Source organism: Sphingobium sp. RAC03 (assembly GCF_001713415.1).
GTDB lineage: Bacteria > Pseudomonadota > Alphaproteobacteria > Sphingomonadales > Sphingomonadaceae > Sphingobium.
On the sequence record NZ_CP016456.1, the window covers coordinates 1,165,839 to 1,182,866 of the forward strand.

Genomic DNA, 17,028 nt, shown 5'->3' on the forward strand with positions numbered 1-17,028 from the left:
ATCGGCCTTCCCCTTGCACCAGCATTGGTTCCCTATCGCCCCGGTTCAGACCGGCGCGATTTCTTCCCTTGCGCTGCTTTCGTGGACCTTGCCAATCCTCAATTTGCGCGCTTGCCACTTGCGGCCCATGCGATGACGCCAGAACCAGTCGGCCACGACATAGCCCACGATCGCGGACACCACCGATATGATCGCGAGGCCCAGCAGCATCGCAGGCGCGGCTTCCGACACCAGCCAGGCGGTCCATTGGCCGATCGTCGCATGCTCATCGACCAGCGCCATGAAGCCCGAAGCATCGGCGCTGCGGCCCAGCATCCAGTTGCCGATATAGACCGACAGCCACAGGATGAGCGGCGTCGTCGCCGGGTTGGACAGGAAGGTCATGGCGGCCGCGACCGGGATATTCGCGCGGAATGGCAGCGCCAGCAGCGCAGCGCCGGCAATCTGGATGCCGGGGATCAGCAGGAAGATGCCGACCAGCAGACCCAGCGCCACCCCGCGCGGCACCGACCGGCGGGTGAAGCGCCAGAGCGAGGGTTCCAGCACCCGATGCGCGACGGGTGCCAGAAACTTGTTATGCTCCAGCGACTCGCGGGTCGGGGCGTTGGCGTGCCACCAGCGGCTGAAGCGATTGTCCATCAGCCCTTGTCCCGCATGATGCGCTGCTGGTCGCGCTTCCAGTCGCGGTCCTTGATCGTCTCGCGCTTGTCGTGGGTCTGCTTGCCCTTGGCCAGCGCCAGTTCGATCTTGGCCCGGCCCTGGCTGTTGAAATAGACCATCAGCGGGACCAGCGTCATGCCCTTGCGCGATACGGCGCTATGCATTTTTTCGATCTCGCGTTCGTGCAGCAGCAGCTTGCGGGGCCGCTTGGGTTCGTGATTTTCGCGGTTACCATGGCTATATTCGGGGATGTTGCTGTTCACCAGAAACACCTGGTTACCCTTCACCTCAGCATAGCTTTCGGCGATATTGCCCTCGCCGCCGCGCAGCGCCTTCACCTCGGTCCCTTGCAGGGCGATGCCCGCCTCGAACACGTCCTCGATAAAATAATCGAACCGTGCGCGCCGGTTTTCGGCGACGATCTTCTTCTTGTCGAAAGTGACGGGACGCGGGCGGGCCATAATTTAATCTAACACCAAATATCTAAACTGCCGTTCGTGCTGAGTAGGGGCTGAGCGAAGGCGAAGCTCCGTATCGAAGCATCGGCACGCCACTCAGTCCTTCGATACGGCATTTCGACAAGCTCAATGCCTACTCAGGACGAACGGAAGATGGGGTATGCACGGGCAATAACCAAATCCTTAAACCAGTCCCGCAATCTCCAGCGCGCGATCGACCGCCGACCGGCTCGATTCCGACGGCCAGGTGATCGGCAGGCGGACGTCGCCGGGCATGTCGGGCCGAACGCGCGTGAGCGCATATTTGACGGGGCCAGGTGAAGAATCGCTGAACAGAGCATCATGCAAGGGATAGAGACGATCCTGCAGCGCCAAGGCACCATCCCAATCATGCGCGGCGCAGGCGGCCTGAAAATCGGCGCACAGGCGCGGCGCGACATTGGCGGTGACCGAGATACATCCCTTGCCGCCCATGGCGTTGAAGCCCAGCGCAGTTTCGTCATTGCCCGACAATTGGCAGAAATCCGGGCGGCAGGCGAGCCGTTGCGCGGTGACGCGGCCGAGATTGCCGGTGGCGTCCTTGATGCCCACGATCGTCTGAAATTCCTCGGACAGACGATGGATCACCGGCACGCCGATGTCGGTAATGGTGCGGCTGGGCACATTATAGAGGATGATCGGCAGGGCGCAGCGCTCGGCGAGATAAGCGAAATGCTGATAGACGCCATCCTGATTGGGCTTGTTATAATAAGGCGCGACCACCAGCGCCGCGCCCGCCCCTGCCCCTTGCGCGGCATACATATGCTCCAGCGCGATGCGCGTGTCGTTCGAGCCGCAGCCTGCGATTACCGGCACGCGGCCCGCCGCCTGATCGACGCAGATCGCGATGACGCGATTATGCTCCTCAACCGTCATGGTTGCGCTTTCGCCGGTGGTGCCGCAGGGTACGAGCGCACTCGATCCTTCCGCGATCTGCCAGTCGACCAGCGCGCGAAACGCCTCCTCATCTACCTGTCCGTCGCGAAACGGGGTCACCAGAGCCGGAATTGAGCCGGAAAACATGATTTAACTCCTTCAATTCTCCGGGCGGCCGGGGCATGATCGGGCAAGCGGCGCGCTATAGCGCGTCATTCAGGGCCTGATAAGGATGCAATTGCGATTATGTCCAGCATGTCGACGCCCCCTCCTGTCGAAAGTACCCTGATTCGCATGCCCCTTATTGCCCTTTTGCTGTTCACCGCCGGCGCCAGCGCCCAGACCGAGGGACAGCCGCCCGCGCCATCGCCCTTTCCGCCGGGTGCCGTGGTGCAGCCACTGCCCAAGGCCGACAGCGGTCCCAGCCCCTGGAGCCAGGTTGCCGGTCGCATCGGCCAGCCGAGCGATGGCGCCATCACCGCGACGATCAACCAGTGGCGCGCGCTGCAGCAGAGCGATGGCCTGGGCTTTTCCACCTATGCCAGTTTCATCACCACCAACCCCGGCTGGCCGGGCGAGGACCGGATGCGGCGCTTGGCTGAAACCGGGATCAATCCCGACAGCTATGATCCGCGCCAGGTCACCGCCTTCTTCGCGCGCTTCCCGGCACGCACGGCGGTCGGCCATGCCCGCAATGCGACCGCCTTGATGCAGGTCGGACGGATGGACGAAGCGCGCGTCGCGGCGCGCAATGCCTGGATCGGTGGATCGCTGAGTGCGGCCGACGAAGCGCGGTTGCTGTCGTTGTTCGGCACCAGCCTGACCGCGGCTGACCATGATCTGCGGGCCGACAAATTGCTGTGGGGCAATGATGTCAGCGGCGCGGAGCGGATATTGGCCTATGTCAGCCCGGCCCGCCGCCCGGTCTATCAGGCGCGCATCGCCTTTCGCCGCAAGAGCAGCGACGCGGCCATGCTGATGCAGGCAGCCGAGCCGGTCGGGGCCAGCGATGCGGGCTTCGTCGCCGACAAGGCCGCCTGGCTGCGCGACACCGGCAATTGGGTGGCGGCGCGCCAATATCTGGCGAACCGCCCGTCGCTGACCTATCGTCCGACCGACGCCGAGAAATTTTATGAAGTGCTGCTGGGTCAGGCGCGCGCCGCCGCCAATGACAGCCAGTGGAGCTTTGCCTATGGCATCGCCAGCAAGATCGACGATGCGGTGCCGCCCGGCATCGATGTGAGCGACCAGGCGCTGGGCGTGCGCGACGATTATACCAGCTTGGCGTGGCTGGCGGGTACGACGGCCTTCTACAATCTCAATCGCCCGACCGACGCGATGACGATGTTCCGCCGCTATGCCGAGGCGGCCAAATCGCCGCAGACAAAGTCGAAAGGCTATTATTGGGCGGGGCGTGCCGCGCTCCAGGCGGGCGACCCCGCCACCGCCAACAATTATTTCGGCCAAGCGGGCATCTATCCCGATCAATTTTACGGGCAATTGTCGCTCGAACGGCTGGGCCGTCCGATCCCGCCGCCGCCAGCAGCCGAACGGCCGGTGCAGATTTCCGCTGCCGACCGCGCCGCCTTCGAATCCCGCTCGGTGGTCCGCGCGGTCAAGGCGCTGGGGCAGATGGGCTATTGGCAAGATCAGGGCGTCTTTGCCCGCGCCATCGCCAACAGCGCCGACAATGATGTCGACCATATCCTGGCGGGGCAACTGGCGCAGAATATCGGTCGCCCCGACATGAGCGTCATGGTCGGCCGTCGTGCGGTGTCGAGCGGCCTGACGGGCTATGGCGCGACCGCCTTCCCGCGCGTGCCCGTGCCACCGCAAGCGCAGCATAGCTGGACCATGATCCACGCCATCGCCCGGCAGGAAAGCCAGTTCGACAAGCAGATCGTCAGCCATGCGGGTGCCCGCGGCCTGATGCAGCTGATGCCGGGCACGGCGCGCGAGCAGGCGGGCAAGATGGGCATGGGCTACAACCCCGCCTCGCTCAACGACCCCAGCTATAATATCATGCTGGGTTCGGGCTATTTTCAGCGGATGCTCGATTATTATGGCGGTGCCTATCCGCTGGCCGTGGCGGCCTATAATGCCGGGCCGGGCAATGTGAACAAATGGATCCGCGCCAATGGCGACCCGCGTATGCCGGGGGCCGACATGCTGCGCTGGATCGAGCAGATCCCCATTTTCGAGACCCGCAATTATGTGCAGCGGGTGCTGGAAAATGCCGTGGTCTATGAAGCGATGAACCCGGAGCGGGCGCGGTTCCGGGGGACCAGCGCGGTGCTGAGCCGCTATCTCGGCAAGCAGACGCCGGGCTGATTTTGGTTCGCGCGGAGGCGCGGAGACGCGGAGGAGAATAGGCGGCCTTCCCCTTTTTTCTCCGCGTCCCCGCGCCTCCGCGCGAACAAAATTGCGTAAAGCCCGTGACACGCGATAGGGTCATCCGATGACGACCCCCTATCCCAATTACATATCCCCCGAAGGCTTTGCGAAATTACGCGCGGAATATGACCATCTGCTGGGCGTCGAGCGCCCGGCGGTGGTCGAGGTCGTGAGTTGGGCGGCGGGCAATGGCGACCGGTCCGAAAATGGCGACTATCTCTATGGCCGCAAACGGATGCGCGAGATTGATGGGCAGTTGAAGCGTCTGTCCAAGAAGATGAAGGACGCCAAGGTCGTCGATGCCCGGCAGCAGCCCGACCAGAGCCGCGTCTATTTCGGCGCGACCGTCACCATCGCCGACGAGGATGACGCCCACCGCACGGTCACGCTGGTCGGCAATGACGAAACCGACGTCGATGCCGGCCGCATCGGCTGGTCCTCCCCCATCGCCCGCGCCCTGCGCGGTGCCGCCATCGGCGACGTGCGGCGCGTCATACTGCCATCGGGCGAAAAGGAATATGAGGTGATGGCGATTCGCTATCCGGGGTGACGCCGCCATGCCGAAGGCACAAAAAAGGGGCCGATCATTGGCCCCTTTTTCCCATCTCATTTGGCTTTGGCGGTCAGTTGCCCGGCATCGGCTGGGGCGCTGCACCCGGCGCGCCGCCCTGCTGTTGCTGCATCATCTGCTGCATCTGCATGATTTCGGCGCGGGACTTGAAGTCGTGCAGTTCGACGTCGAACACCAGCACGGACCCGGCCGGGATCGGGCCAGCGGCCTGATCGCCATAGCCCAGTTCCGCCGGAATCCAGAGGCGGTATTTGCCGCCCTTCTTCATCTTCTGCAGGCCTTCGGAGAAGCCTGGCACGACGCCATCGACCGGCATCGGTGCCTGCGGATTCTCGTCGAACACGGTGCCGTCAAGCAACGTGCCCTTATAGCCCACCAGCGCCACGTCGGCGGTGGTCGGGCTGGGGCCGGTGCCTTCGGTCAGAACCTTATACTGCAGACCCGATTCGGTCGTCACCACGCCTTCGGCATCGGCATTGTCCGCCAGGAACGCCGAGGGCGTCGATTCGACATGCTGCTGGCCCGCCCAGGCGAGACCACCTGCCGCCAGCGCTATGGCAGCGACACCGATCCAGAGGCGCGTCAGCGACCCCTTGGCAATCGAACGAAGGGGAACAGCTGTCGTGGACATGGCGACAAGTCTCGCAATTAGGGGCGGGATAGCAGCAAAAAACCGGGACGGCGCATGCCGCCCCGAACGACGCTTACTTCGCGCCGTCGCGTTCGGCGCGCTTGCGGTCCATCTTGCGCGCGCGACGGACAGCAGCAGCCTTTTCACGGGCACGCTTTTCCGAAGGCTTCTCGTAGTGACGACGCAGCTTCATTTCGCGATACACGCCTTCACGCTGCAGCTTCTTCTTGAGCGCGCGGAGGGCCTGGTCGACATTATTGTCGCGAACGATGATCTGCATAAGTCCGTCTATCTCCAATCGAAAACGAGCGGTTCGCCGGGATTCTATGATCCGTCCCGACAGCCCGACCGAATAGCAAAGCCAATGAGTCGTCGCAGGTCACCCTACGCCGTGTGGAGCGCGCCCTACCAGTAGAGTCGCGGCACATCAACCCTTAAGCATGCAGAGTCTCGACTCCCATGCCGGAAAGGCCGATGATGTCGGGCAAGACTATAAGAGAGGATCGCCCATGGCCAGCGCCGCAACACGCACCGACATGTCCCCCGCCGAATGGGAAGCGCGCCAGCAGCTTGCCGCCTGCTACCGTATTTTCGAGCATATGGGCTGGTCGGAACTCATCTACAATCACATCACCCTGCGCGTGCCGGGGGAGGATCATGCCTTCCTGATCAACCCGTTCGGGCTGGGTTATGCAGAGGTATGCGCATCCAACCTGGTCAAGATCGACATCGATGGCACGGTGCTGGATGGCAGCCCCTATCCGGTCAATCGCGCGGGCTTTACCCAGCATAGCGTGTTTCACCGCTATCTGCCCGATGCCCATTGCATCATCCACACCCATACGACGGCGGGCATGGCGGTCAGCGCGACCCGCGAAGGGTTGCGGCCGATCAGCTTCTACGCCGCCGCCTTTACCGGGCAGATCGCCTATCATGATTTCGAAGGCATCACGATTCGCCCCGAAGAAGGCGAGCGGCTGGTCGCCAATCTGGGGGACAAGCGGGTGATGATGCTGCGCAACCATGGCACGCTGGTCATGGCCGCCACCCTGCCCGAAGCCTTTTTGAAACATTGGTCGCTCCAGCGCGCCTGCGAAATTCAGGTGGCAGCGGGCGCAGCGGGCACACCGATGGAGATCGCGCCGGAGGTGATTGCGGTGCATCAGCGCGACCTGTCGGGGATTCAATTGCCGGTGGGGCCGGGCGTGCCCGATTTTCAGGCGATGGTGCGGGTGATCGACCGGGTCGACAAAAGCTGGCGAGAGTGATTCGCCTGCGCTTAGCCTGACCGTTTGAACAGCCAGCCGATACTTGACCCGCCCGGCAGCGCTTCGCTGGTGACCACCAGCTGGCGCGTCGGATGGGGGCGACCATCGGCATCGACCCACAGGCTTTCCTCGACGCTCAGCACGCCCGTACCGGTGCGGAACTGCCAGAGTGCCCCCATATCGACGCGCAGCAGCGCACCCTGGCTGTCGGCGGTCAGCGTCGGCTCGACACCGGGCGCGAGATGGAAGCGCAGCATGACGGGCAGTTTCGACGGCTTGCGGCGTCGTTCGGCCGGGGTCAGCATATCCTCGCCCCGTATTTCCTTGCCGTCGCCACTGACTAGCAGCAGGCGGCGGTGGATATAGCCCAGCCGCCGGACATAGCCGTCGTGCGACAGGTCGACCCGGCTGCCATTGTCCAGCTCCTGCCGGTTCAACTCCACCTCGGTCACGCCCTTGCCCAGCGTGCCGTCGGGCAAGAGCGCGGTGCTGTTGCAATCGTCCAGCACCAGCGTGCTGTGCGCGGCGGTGGTGCGCAGTCCTTGGGCGAGGTCTGCGGGAATCCATGCCCCTTCCAGCCCCGCGCCGCCGCAATTGACGACCAGCCGATGCGGGCCGTCGCTGATTTCGATCGCGCCTGTAGACGCGCAACCGGCTTCGGCGAGCCGGGCAACCGGCGGCGGCGCGGCATCGACCTGCACAACGGTCGTGCCTGCCGCAATACGTTGATAGCCCCAGTCGCGCGCCTGCCGCAGCGGGCGGCTGCGCACGCGGCTGGCCTGCACCACGGCGTTGACGGTGACAGGATCGATCGCGCCTGCACCCTGCCAGCTCCCCAACCCGCCATCGCCATGGATCAGGCCCAGCAGCGCCGGAACCGCGCGGCCAAGGCCTTCGTCCAGAAAGGCAGGTATCGTTTCGCGGCGGACGTCATAGACCGCACGCAGCATGGCAAGCGCCATCACCGCCTCGACCTGCGCCAAGGGTGATCGCGACACGATGCCGCCATCGGGGTGGAAGCTGCTCTCGATCGCGCGCTTGAGGCCCGCCTCGCCGAAAATCTTGCGGGACGCGCCGCCGGGGATCAGCATCGAGGCCGCGACGATAGCGCTCCAGGCGACGATGCGCGGCAGGCCCATCGCGGCCTTGTCGGCAATGCGGTCGAGATGCCGGGCGGTGCGGGCAATGCAGTTGAGAACCAGCGAGCGATAGACAAGGTCGCTCGATGACAGGATCAGCGGCGCATGGGCGGTCCAGAACAGCAGCCGCCAGCCCGCATTGTCGGCGCGCCAGGCCGGTTCGCTCGGCGTTTCGGCATGGGCCGCCAGCCAGCGCCGCATCACCCCTTCGGCGATCGGCGCGGCCTGCTCGCGGGTCGCCGTGCTGGCAAGGTCGCGCAGCCAGCGGAAACTGTGGATATGGTCGGCAAAGGCGGGGCCAAGGTCGAGCCGGGCGAAATCGACCGTGTCGATAATCTGCTTGCGGCCGCGAAACAGGAAATAGCCCGCGCGGAGTGCCTGCCCCGCCCGCGCATCGCCGGGAATATCGTCGTCGGGCACGGCCAGCAGCTTGAGCGGATATTTGCCGCGCAGCTTGCGACCGTGGATCGGCGTCTTCCAGCTAAGCAGGTAGAAATGATTGGCGATCCGCTGCGCCAGCGACAGCCCTTTGTCATCCGCGACGCGGATGAGGCGCTTGCCCTGTTCTATTCCATCGTCCGTGGCCACGGGATCGGCCGCTTGCCCGGTGGAAGCGGGGGAGATGCGCCGCGCGTCGTTCACCCGCCCCGCAGCTTCCGAATATTGTCGGCATAGGCGTCCGGCCCGCCCCGGAAGGTAGCGGTGCCCGCGACCAGCACGTCGGCTCCCGCGGCGATGGCCATGGGCGCGGTGGTGAGGTCAATGCCGCCGTCGACCTGCAAGCGGATGTCGCGGCCCGACTTGTCGATCATCTTGCGGATCGCCTCGATCTTGCGCAGCTGGTTCATGATGAAGCTCTGCCCGCCGAACCCCGGATTGACGCTCATCACCAGGATGAGGTCGACATCGTCGATCAGATAATCGAGCATCTTGGCCGGGGTGCCGGGATTGAGCACCACGCCCGCCTGCACGCCCAGCGACTTGATATGCTGGATCGAGCGATGGATATGTGGCCCGGCTTCGGGATGGACGGTGATGATGTCCGCACCGGCCTGCGCAAAGGCGTCGAGATATTGGTCCACTGGCGAGATCATCAGATGGACGTCGAACGGCTTGGCGCTGTGCGGGCGCAGCGCCTTCACGACGGCTGGGCCGATCGTGATGTTGGGCACGAAATGCCCGTCCATGACGTCGATATGCACCCAATCGCAGCCCGCCGCATCGATAGCGCGAACCTCCTCGCCCAGGCGGGCGAAGTCGGCGGAGAGGATGGACGGAGAGATGAGAATGGGCCGGGTCATTAACCGGTTGCCTTAGCTACGGCTTGGACTCAGGGCAACGGGGATTTGGCGATGAAGCGATAGTTTGTGCGGTGCGCCTAGAGCATCACGAAGACGGTCGGGTCGAGGCGACGCGAGCAAGGGGCGCCGGGCGGCAGTAGTTGCTTGACGCCATGCAGGGCGGTGACTTCGCCCGCTTCGTCCAGCAAGGGGGCTGCGATCAGGCGCAGGGCACATTGGCCCATGCCGTCGGCCTGATGGATATCGACATCAAGGGTGAAGCCGCGCTTATGGCGGATGGCATAGCTGCGCAACCGTTCCATCGGTTCCCGCGATTCCGATGCGTACAGCGACACGGACAAGGTTCGTGGTACGACACTATGCCGTTCCAACCCGAACATGTCATAGACGCCCGCCGTCCAGCTCAACGTTTCGTTCGCCAGATCGCAATGCCACAGGCCAAGGCCCCGTTCGGCCAGGGCGACGTCGTTGCGCGCCAGCGACGGGTCGAGCGCAACCGGCGCCAGATAGTCGTGCAGGTCGAACAGCGGCCAGCTATGATGCAGGGGCAGAGGCTCGATCGGTCTCAAGATGCACCTTTTCTATGAGGGCGGGCTGCAACGTAACTGTCTAATGGTTAAGAGTTAGTTCGCCGCCCTGGCAAGCCGTACAATGAAAAATCCGTCCGCGCCGCCGCGATCGGACAGCGTATCGGGCAAGGTGCGCAGCCAGCCGCCCGCCGTCGGCGCAAAACCGTCGGGCAATTCGCCGGGCTGCACCGGGTCGATCGCGAAATCGGATCGCGCAGCGAGGAAGCGGGTGATCTGGTCCTCGCCCTCCGCCTGTTCCAGCGAGCAAGTGGCGTAGAGGATGCGCCCGCCCGGCTTGACCCAATCGGCGGCGCGGGCGAGCAGGTCGCCCTGCAACGTCGCCAGCTCCTCGATCTGGCGTGCGCCGATGCGGTGCAAGACGTCGGGATGGCGGCGATAGATGCCCGTCGCGGTGCAGGGCGCGTCGAGCAGGATCGCATCGACCGGCGCGTCGGGCTGCCATGTGCGCAGATCGGCCTGGGCGACTTGCGCAACCAGACCCGTGCGCGTGAGGTTTTCGGTCAGTCTTTGCAGCCGCTTGGCGGACTGGTCGAGCGCGGTGACATGCCAGCCCGCTGCTGCCAGCTGCATCGTCTTGCCGCCCGGCGCGGCGCACAGGTCGAGCGCGCTGCGCCCTGCCCCTTGCCCCAGCAACCGCGCCGCGCAGGAGGCAGCGATGTCCTGCACCCACCAGGCCCCCTCGGCAAAGCCGGGCAATTCGGGAATAGGAACGCCATCAGGCAGGCGGACATGGCCGGGGGCGAGGCTAGTACCGCCCAATTCTTCGGTCCAGCGCGCGGTTTCCGCCGCGTCGCGCAGGCTGATGTCCACGGGCGGCCGGATGGCATAGGCGCGCGCCGCTGCCTCGACCATCGCTGCGCCCCATTGCGCGTCCCAGCGGGCGGCGACCTCTGCCGGCAAAGTAGGTGGCACGGGCAGCGTCGGCGCAGCGCGGGTCACGGTGCCAAAAACGCCATGGACCAGCTTGCGCGGGCCGCCATCGACCAGCGGCAGCGCAGTGGCGATGGCAGCATGGGGCGGCGTGTCGAGCGCCAGCGTCTGGACTAGCGCGATGCGCAATACCATCCGCGCCTTGGCATCAGGCGGCAAGACCTGCTGCGTCGCGCCGTCGATCAGCGCGTCGAGATCGGGCAGATGGCGCAGCGTTTCGGCGGCGATGGCATGGACCAGCGCGCGATCGGCGGGCGGCAATCCCTGCGCCGCGCCGTGCAGCGCCAGTTCGAGCGGATCGCCCCGCCGCAGCACCGCATCAAGCAGCCGGAGCGCGGCGCGGCGGGCGGGAAGGCCGGGGACAGTGTCGGGATGGGGTTGTGATTTACGGACCATGGACGGTCCCTAGGCGGAAACGTCCGAAAAGACACGCTTGATTGGTGCGGACTAATTCCGCCCGTGCGGATCGAGGGCGCTGCGGCGGCGCGGGGGCGGGGCGACGGGCGAGAGGGCCGAGGCGCGCGGTGCCGTACGCAGCGCTGGGGCACCCATATGTGCAGCCATATCTTCCAGCGCGGCGATCCGCTTGCCGGTCGCGGGATGGGTGGAGAAGAGTTCGCTGACATGGGTCGGCACGATATAGAGCTGGGCGGCAGCCGGATTGCGCTGCGCCACGGGATTGGGGATGCGTTCGGCCTGGCCCGCAATCTTGGCGAGCGCGGAGGCGAGCGCACGGGGATTGCCGCTGATTTTAGCGCCGCCCGCGTCCGCGCCATATTCGCGATGACGGCTGATCGCCATCTGCACGATCATCGCGGCAAAGGGCGCGACAATCACGGCCAGGATGGTCGCGATCATATTGCCATGGCCATTCTGATTGTCGCCGCTGCGGAAGAAGAGGCCGAAATTGGCCAGCATCGAAATGGCCCCCGCGATCGTCGCCACCGTCGTCATGATCAAGGTGTCGCGATTTTGCACATGCGCCAGTTCATGCGCCATCACGCCCGCCACTTCATCGCGGTTCAGCATCGCGAGCAGGCCGGTGGTCGCGGCGACGGCGGCATGATCGGGATCGCGCCCAGTGGCGAAGGCATTGGGGGCGGGCTGGTCGATCAGATAGACGCGCGGCATCGGCAATCCGGCCCGCTGCGCCAGGTCGCGCACCAGCCCGTAAAATTCCGGCGCGCTGCTGGCATCCACTTCGCGAGCATTGTGCATCGACAGCACGATCTTGTCGGCGTTCCAGAAGGTGACGAGGTTCATCCCCGCCGCCACCATCAGAGCGATGATCGCGCCGCCGCTGCCGCCCAGCATATAGCCCAGCCCCATGAACAGCGCCGTCAGCGCCGCCAGCAACATGGTGGTCTTCAACCCGTTCACTTGCACTTGCCTCCGTTGCAACCCAGATAGATCATCGCAGATGAATATGGGGTTGCTCCGGCAGCGCCGCAATCGAGAGGCAGCAGGATCATGGGAAGTTTCAACGGCAAGCGCCCCGCGCATGTGCAGGCTCCCGCGCACCTGTCGAAAAGCCCCCCCGTGCCGCAGCCCGACCCGATCGACGCCCCGACGCGCCATACCGAAGAGATGAGCCCGGTGCGCTATGGCGATTGGGAGCGGAAGGGAATTGCGATTGATTTTTGAGGCTTAGCGCCTTTCCTCCGCTCGCCGCCCTTTTTGCACGGCTGCCGCTGGCCCGTGCCCATGATGCGAGCGGGCACATGTCCGGCTCTGGTCTTTTGTCCCGCATCCTGTGCAGGAATTGGACAAAGGAGTGCGGGGCGTGGGGTTACAGTTAGTTTCCGATATGACGATGAAGCCGGTTTCGGATTATGCGCCGCAGGATGCCGCCCTGCTCTGCGCAGTGGGGCGACTGGTTTGCGCCTGGACGATGCTCGAACAAAGCCTGGAGGCCAAGATCGGCTTGCTGCGCGAGGCGATGGGCGACATTCGCACCGTGGGCGCACGCACCCGGCCGAGCATGGCCAAGCTGATGACCGAATTGCGCACGATGGTCGCGATGCGCGACCGGCGCAACGCCAGCGCACTGACTGAAATCTCCGCAATCGAGCGCGACATGCAGCGGATCGACCGGTTCCGTTCGCTCATCATCAATGGCTTTCAGCAACCGGCCGAGGGTGGCTTTACCTGCCGCGACGGGCGCAATACGCAGATTCATGTGTCGCTGGATCAGCTCGAAATCGAGATCGGATCGCTTGATCAACTCGCCCAGAGGCTTTTGGCGGTTTAAGAGCCGCGCTAAGTGAACATGGCGGCTACGAAGACGTTATGGTCCTGTCGTAAGGCTTGACCTTTGCGACGGGGATGGCGATGCCTTGCTCCATCCCGCGTTGCAGCGAGAATGGAGTAGCATGTCCAACAAACCTATCCGCAAAGCCATTTTCCCCGTTGCGGGACTTGGCACCCGCTTCCTGCCCGCGACCAAGGCGGTGCCCAAGGAATTGCTGCCGGTCGTCGATCGTCCGTTGATCCAGTACGCGGTGGACGAAGCGTTGGAGGCAGGGATCGAGCAGATGATCTTCGTCACCGGGCGCGGCAAGGGCGCGATCGAGGATTATTTCGACATCGCCTATGAGACGGAGGCGACGCAGCGCGAGCGCGGCAAGGATTTGTCGGCGCTAGACGGGACGCGGTTGCTGCCGGGCAATGCGGTGTTCCTGCGCCAGCAGGAGCCGCTGGGTCTGGGCCACGCCATCTGGTGCGCGCGCGACATCATCGGCGACGAACCCTTCGCCATCCTGCTGCCCGACGAGTTCATGAAGGGCGCGCCGGGCCACGGCTGCATGAAGCAGATGGTCGATGCCTATGAACAGGTCGGCGGCAATCTGGTCTGCGCGCTTGAAATTCCGATGGAACAGACGCCGAGCTACGGCGTGATCGATCCGGGTGCGCGCGATGGCGTGCTGACGGAGGTCAAGGGGCTGGTCGAAAAGCCTGCGCTCGGCACCGCGCCCTCCAATCTCATCCTGCCTGGCCGCTATATCCTGCAGCCCGACGTGATGAAAATCCTCGAAACGCAGGAAAAGGGGGCTGGCGGCGAAATCCAGCTGACCGATGCCATGGCTTCGCTGATCGGGCAGCAGCCTTTCCATGGCGTGACCTTTGACGGCCGCCGATTCGATTGCGGGTCGAAGGCAGGCTATGTCGAGGCCAATCTGGTGCTGGCACTGGAGCGTGAGGATATGGGCGCGCATATTCGCGCTTTTGCTGCGGCCGAACTGGCGCGGGGCTAAAAAGAGATCATCCTCCCCCTGTGGGGGAGGTGGCTGGCGAAGCCAGGCGGAGGGGTGTCGCCTTTTCGATAGGGTGACACCCCTCCGTCAGGGCTATGCCCTGCCACCTCCCCTTACAGGGGAGGATTTTTTGCACTGATCAGAACGGGACTTCATCGTCCAAGTCGTTGTCGAAATTGGGGCTGCCCGCGCCGCCGCGGCTGCCGCCTGCTGCGCCACCCGAAGCGCGGCCGCCACCGAAGCCGCCGCCCTGGCCACCACCAAAGTCGTCGGCATCGCCGCCGCCATAGCCGCTCGATCCGCCGCTCCAGTCGCTCACGCCCTGCTGCGCGCGACCACCGCCGCCACCGCCATAGCCGCCACCTTGGCCGCCGCCGCCCGGCGCGCCGTCCAGCATGGTGAGGACCGAGCCCAGACCCTGCAACACGACTTCGGTCGAATAGCGGTCGTTACCCGACTGGTCCTGCCATTTGCGGGTACGCAGCTGACCCTCGATATAGACTTTGCTGCCCTTGCGCAGGAAGCGTTCGGCCACGCCGACCAGACCTTCGGAGAAGATCGCGACCGTGTGCCATTCGGTACGCTCCTTCTTTTCGCCGGTCATCCGGTCCTTCCAGCTTTCGGATGTGGCGATGCGCAGGTTGCACACCTTGCCGCCATTCTGGAAGCTCTTGACCTCCGGGTCCGCGCCCAGATTGCCGACCAGAATGACCTTGTTGACAGACCCTGCCATGATTCCTCCGAATGCCTTGAAAGCGGTCCCTTATAGTCCCGCTGCGGTCGCCGTCCAGTAAGTGACGCCCGCCGCGACATAGGCGAGCGCAAACAAATAGCCGACCATGAACATGGGCCATTTCCAGCCATTGGTTTCCCGCCGCGTGACGGCGATCGTCGAAATACATTGCGGCGCGAAGATGAACCAGGCGAGGAAGGCGAGCGCGGTGGGCAGCGGCCACTGGTCCCTGAGCCGGTCGCCCAGGCTTTTTTCCAGCAGTGCCTCGTCATCGCCCGCGTCGATCGAATAGACGGTGGCGAGGGCCGACACCGCCACTTCGCGCGCCGCCATGGCCGGGATGAGCGCCAGCGAAATGTCGCGGTTGAAGCCGATCGGTTCCAACACGACGGTCAGGCCATTGGCGATACGCCCGGCAACGGAATAATCGACCTGACTGACCGGACTGCCATCGGGGACTTTGGGGAAGGTCAGCAACAGCCAGAGGATCACGGTCGAAGCGAAGATGATCGTGCCTGCGCGCTTGAGGAAGGTCATGGCCCGCTGCCACAGGCCAAGCAGGATGTCCTGCGCGCGCGGCCATTGATATTTGGGCATTTCCATCAGGAAGCCGCCGCTTGCGCCCTTGGTCACCGTCATCCGCAGAATCAGCGCCACCAGCATCGCGCCGACAATGCCCGCGACATAGAGGCAGAAGAGGACGAAGCCCTGCAACCCCACGCCCGGCAGCACGTCGCGCGCGGGGATGAAGGCCCCGATGATGACGGCATAGACCGGCAGGCGCGCCGAGCAGGTCATCAGCGGCGCGATGAGGATCGTCGTCAGCCGATCGCGCGGGTCGGCGATCGTCCGCGTCGCCATGATGCCGGGAATCGCGCAGGCGAATGAGGACAGCAGGGGAATGAACGCCCGGCCCGACAGGCCGACCTTGGCCATGATACCATCCATCAGGAAGGCAGCGCGGACCATATAGCCGGTCGCCTCCAGCATGAGGATGAAGAAGAAGAGGATCAGGATCTGCGGCAGGAACACCACCACGGAACCGACGCCGTTGATGACGCCATCGACCAGGAAGGAGCGGATGATGCCATCAGGCAGCGTGTCGCGCACGGTGCTGGCGGCGGCTTCGGCTACTCCCTCGATCATCGCGATCGGCGCTTCGGACCAGGCATAGACCGCCTGGAACATGACGAACAGCAAGGCGAGCAGCAGCATCAGGCCAAAGACGGGATGCAGTGCGACCCGATCGACGGCCGCCGTCAGGCGGCGTGAGGGGGTTTCGCGCACGATCCCGGCGCGGGCGATGCGTCGCGCTTCAGCGCGCAGGGCATCGAAATCGCGGTCGGGCGCTGCGGCGCGCACCGCGCGGCCCTCGCCCAGCATATCGCCCAGTGCTTCGCGCAGATGATCGAGGCCGCGCTTGCGCACCGCGACGGTGGCGATCACCGGCACGCCCAGTTCGCGCGACAGGGTTGCGGCGTCCAGTTCCAGCCCGTCGCGGGTGGCGAGATCGACCATGTTGAGCGCCACGATCGTCGGCAGGCCGAGCGCGATCAGTTCCAGCGCGAACCGCAGATGATTGTCGAGATTGGCGGCATCGACCACGATCACCAGCGCGTCGGGGCGTTTTTCGCCCACCTGCTTGCCCATCACGACATCGCGGGTCACCTGTTCGTCGGGGCTGCCGGGATCAAGGCTGTAGGTGCCGGGCAGGTCGACCAGTTCGATCGGGCGGCCATCGCTCAGCGACAGGCGGCCCGCCTTGCGCTCCACGGTGACGCCGGGATAATTGCCGAGCTTCTGCCGCGCGCCGGTGAGCGCATTGAACAGCGCGCTTTTGCCGGCATTGGGATTGCCGACCAGCGCGACCAGGGGCAGCGCGCTCATGCGGCGCGGTCCTGATCGAGACTGTCAGGGCCAGTGCGCACCGTGACGGCGGCGGCATGGCTGCGGCGCATGGCGATCGTCATGCGGCCAACCTTGCAGGCGATCGGCCCGCGTCCCAAAATGCCGCCCCGGTGCAACGCCTCGACGCTCGCGCCTTCGCACAGGCCGAATTCGCGCAAGCGCTGGCCTTCGGAGGGGGACAAAGCGGACCAGTCGATCAGATCAACATAAGCGGGCTGGCGCAGCGGCAGGTCGGTCAGGCGCACGGTAAGGGATACTCTCAGCATGATTGCTGCG

At 64.8% G+C, this 17,028-nt stretch carries 19 protein-coding genes; 6 read left to right on the forward strand and 13 right to left on the reverse strand.

What is annotated here, in order from left to right; all coding sequences use genetic code 11:
• Positions 1-45: 45 nt before the first annotated feature.
• The 3 genes from BSY17_RS10160 to dapA form a co-directional block, all read right to left on the reverse strand.
• Complete coding sequence (locus tag BSY17_RS10160) at positions 46-639, reverse strand: DUF2062 domain-containing protein (protein ID WP_069065432.1); 594 nt, start codon at positions 637-639, stop codon at positions 46-48.
• The gene (gene smpB, locus BSY17_RS10165) at positions 639-1,121 is read right to left on the reverse strand and encodes an SsrA-binding protein SmpB (RefSeq protein WP_037477634.1); all 483 of its coding nucleotides are present in this window, start codon (positions 1,119-1,121) and stop codon (positions 639-641) included. Before smpB ends, BSY17_RS10160 begins: the two co-directional genes overlap by 1 nt.
• A gap of 180 nt (positions 1,122-1,301) precedes the next feature.
• The gene (gene dapA / locus BSY17_RS10170; RefSeq protein WP_069065433.1) at positions 1,302-2,180 is read right to left on the reverse strand and encodes a 4-hydroxy-tetrahydrodipicolinate synthase; all 879 of its coding nucleotides are present in this window, start codon (positions 2,178-2,180) and stop codon (positions 1,302-1,304) included.
• Positions 2,181-2,279: 99 nt separating this feature from the next.
• Here dapA and BSY17_RS10175 point away from each other — a divergent pair, with 99 nt between their 5' ends.
• A complete protein-coding gene (locus tag BSY17_RS10175; RefSeq protein WP_069065434.1) occupies positions 2,280-4,364 on the forward strand; it encodes a lytic transglycosylase domain-containing protein in 2,085 nt (694 codons plus the stop codon).
• A gap of 127 nt (positions 4,365-4,491) precedes the next feature.
• Positions 4,492-4,977 carry a transcription elongation factor GreB gene (gene greB, locus BSY17_RS10180; RefSeq protein ID WP_037477639.1) on the forward strand — a complete coding sequence of 162 codons (486 nt, stop codon included), beginning with the start codon at positions 4,492-4,494 and terminating at the stop codon, positions 4,975-4,977.
• A 73-nt stretch (positions 4,978-5,050) separates the two neighbouring features.
• Here the strand turns inward: greB and BSY17_RS10185 are convergent, their stop codons facing one another.
• The gene (locus BSY17_RS10185) at positions 5,051-5,629 is read right to left on the reverse strand and encodes an FKBP-type peptidyl-prolyl cis-trans isomerase (protein WP_037477641.1); all 579 of its coding nucleotides are present in this window, start codon (positions 5,627-5,629) and stop codon (positions 5,051-5,053) included.
• A gap of 73 nt (positions 5,630-5,702) precedes the next feature.
• Complete coding sequence (rpsU, locus tag BSY17_RS10190) at positions 5,703-5,909, reverse strand: 30S ribosomal protein S21 (protein WP_006957190.1); 207 nt, start codon at positions 5,907-5,909, stop codon at positions 5,703-5,705.
• A 229-nt stretch (positions 5,910-6,138) separates the two neighbouring features.
• On the opposite strand from rpsU, the gene BSY17_RS10195 reads away from it, so the two are divergent.
• Positions 6,139-6,897, forward strand: a complete 759-nt coding sequence (locus tag BSY17_RS10195; RefSeq protein WP_069065435.1) for a class II aldolase/adducin family protein — start codon at positions 6,139-6,141, stop codon at positions 6,895-6,897.
• 11 nt (positions 6,898-6,908) lie between these two features.
• Here the strand turns inward: BSY17_RS10195 and BSY17_RS10200 are convergent, their stop codons facing one another.
• The 5 genes from BSY17_RS10200 to htpX all read right to left on the reverse strand — a co-directional run bounded on the left by BSY17_RS10200 (position 6,909) and on the right by htpX (position 12,237).
• On the reverse strand, positions 6,909-8,678 hold the full coding sequence (locus BSY17_RS10200; protein WP_069065436.1) for a heparinase II/III family protein: 1,770 nt from the start codon (positions 8,676-8,678) through the stop codon (positions 6,909-6,911).
• Positions 8,675-9,337 carry a ribulose-phosphate 3-epimerase gene (rpe, locus tag BSY17_RS10205; protein ID WP_069065437.1) on the reverse strand — a complete coding sequence of 221 codons (663 nt, stop codon included), beginning with the start codon at positions 9,335-9,337 and terminating at the stop codon, positions 8,675-8,677. Before rpe ends, BSY17_RS10200 begins: the two co-directional genes overlap by 4 nt.
• A gap of 77 nt (positions 9,338-9,414) precedes the next feature.
• Entirely contained in the window at positions 9,415-9,906 is a 492-nt protein-coding gene (locus tag BSY17_RS10210) for a diguanylate cyclase (RefSeq protein ID WP_069065438.1), read from the reverse strand.
• A 54-nt stretch (positions 9,907-9,960) separates the two neighbouring features.
• Positions 9,961-11,253, reverse strand: coding sequence for an RsmB/NOP family class I SAM-dependent RNA methyltransferase (locus BSY17_RS10215; protein WP_069065439.1), 1,293 nt, complete (start codon positions 11,251-11,253; stop codon positions 9,961-9,963).
• A gap of 51 nt (positions 11,254-11,304) precedes the next feature.
• Positions 11,305-12,237, reverse strand: coding sequence for a zinc metalloprotease HtpX (htpX, locus tag BSY17_RS10220; protein WP_171899219.1), 933 nt, complete (start codon positions 12,235-12,237; stop codon positions 11,305-11,307).
• 90 nt (positions 12,238-12,327) lie between these two features.
• On the opposite strand from htpX, the gene BSY17_RS10225 reads away from it, so the two are divergent.
• The 3 genes from BSY17_RS10225 to BSY17_RS10235 all read left to right on the forward strand — a co-directional run bounded on the left by BSY17_RS10225 (position 12,328) and on the right by BSY17_RS10235 (position 14,111).
• Positions 12,328-12,501, forward strand: coding sequence for a DUF1674 domain-containing protein (locus tag BSY17_RS10225; protein ID WP_069065441.1), 174 nt, complete (start codon positions 12,328-12,330; stop codon positions 12,499-12,501).
• Positions 12,502-12,670: 169 nt separating this feature from the next.
• Complete coding sequence (locus BSY17_RS10230) at positions 12,671-13,108, forward strand: hypothetical protein (RefSeq protein ID WP_069066898.1); 438 nt, start codon at positions 12,671-12,673, stop codon at positions 13,106-13,108.
• Positions 13,109-13,229: 121 nt separating this feature from the next.
• Positions 13,230-14,111: a UTP--glucose-1-phosphate uridylyltransferase gene (locus BSY17_RS10235; protein WP_069065442.1), complete on the forward strand. Its 882-nt coding sequence runs from the start codon at positions 13,230-13,232 to the stop codon at positions 14,109-14,111.
• A gap of 139 nt (positions 14,112-14,250) precedes the next feature.
• Here BSY17_RS10235 and ssb read toward each other — a convergent pair whose 3' ends face one another.
• The 3 genes from ssb to BSY17_RS10250 are packed head-to-tail and all read right to left on the reverse strand — an operon-like array spanning position 14,251 to position 16,997.
• On the reverse strand, positions 14,251-14,844 hold the full coding sequence (ssb, locus tag BSY17_RS10240; RefSeq protein ID WP_069065443.1) for a single-stranded DNA-binding protein: 594 nt from the start codon (positions 14,842-14,844) through the stop codon (positions 14,251-14,253).
• A gap of 30 nt (positions 14,845-14,874) precedes the next feature.
• Positions 14,875-16,731: a ferrous iron transporter B gene (feoB, locus tag BSY17_RS10245; RefSeq protein WP_069065444.1), complete on the reverse strand. Its 1,857-nt coding sequence runs from the start codon at positions 16,729-16,731 to the stop codon at positions 14,875-14,877.
• Positions 16,728-16,997 carry a FeoA family protein gene (locus BSY17_RS10250; protein ID WP_069065445.1) on the reverse strand — a complete coding sequence of 90 codons (270 nt, stop codon included), beginning with the start codon at positions 16,995-16,997 and terminating at the stop codon, positions 16,728-16,730. Before BSY17_RS10250 ends, feoB begins: the two co-directional genes overlap by 4 nt.
• Between the last annotated feature and the right edge of the window lie 31 nt (positions 16,998-17,028).

Bases quoted from the DNA above. Each gene is read 5' to 3' on its own strand.
- BSY17_RS10160 (WP_069065432.1), bottom strand. From the start codon at position 639: ATGGACAATCGCTTCAGCCGCTGGTGGCACGCCAACGCCCCGACCCGC.
- smpB (WP_037477634.1), bottom strand. From the start codon at position 1,121: ATGGCCCGCCCGCGTCCCGTCACTTTCGACAAGAAGAAGATCGTCGCC.
- dapA (WP_069065433.1), bottom strand. From the start codon at position 2,180: ATGTTTTCCGGCTCAATTCCGGCTCTGGTGACCCCGTTTCGCGACGGA.
- BSY17_RS10175 (WP_069065434.1), top strand. From the start codon at position 2,280: ATGTCCAGCATGTCGACGCCCCCTCCTGTCGAAAGTACCCTGATTCGC.
- greB (WP_037477639.1), top strand. From the start codon at position 4,492: ATGACGACCCCCTATCCCAATTACATATCCCCCGAAGGCTTTGCGAAA.
- BSY17_RS10185 (WP_037477641.1), bottom strand. From the start codon at position 5,629: ATGTCCACGACAGCTGTTCCCCTTCGTTCGATTGCCAAGGGGTCGCTG.
- rpsU (WP_006957190.1), bottom strand. From the start codon at position 5,909: ATGCAGATCATCGTTCGCGACAATAATGTCGACCAGGCCCTCCGCGCG.
- BSY17_RS10195 (WP_069065435.1), top strand. From the start codon at position 6,139: ATGGCCAGCGCCGCAACACGCACCGACATGTCCCCCGCCGAATGGGAA.
- rpe (WP_069065437.1), bottom strand. From the start codon at position 9,337: ATGACCCGGCCCATTCTCATCTCTCCGTCCATCCTCTCCGCCGACTTC.
- BSY17_RS10215 (WP_069065439.1), bottom strand. From the start codon at position 11,253: ATGGTCCGTAAATCACAACCCCATCCCGACACTGTCCCCGGCCTTCCC.
- BSY17_RS10225 (WP_069065441.1), top strand. From the start codon at position 12,328: ATGGGAAGTTTCAACGGCAAGCGCCCCGCGCATGTGCAGGCTCCCGCG.
- BSY17_RS10230 (WP_069066898.1), top strand. From the start codon at position 12,671: ATGAAGCCGGTTTCGGATTATGCGCCGCAGGATGCCGCCCTGCTCTGC.
- BSY17_RS10235 (WP_069065442.1), top strand. From the start codon at position 13,230: ATGTCCAACAAACCTATCCGCAAAGCCATTTTCCCCGTTGCGGGACTT.
- ssb (WP_069065443.1), bottom strand. From the start codon at position 14,844: ATGGCAGGGTCTGTCAACAAGGTCATTCTGGTCGGCAATCTGGGCGCG.
- feoB (WP_069065444.1), bottom strand. From the start codon at position 16,731: ATGAGCGCGCTGCCCCTGGTCGCGCTGGTCGGCAATCCCAATGCCGGC.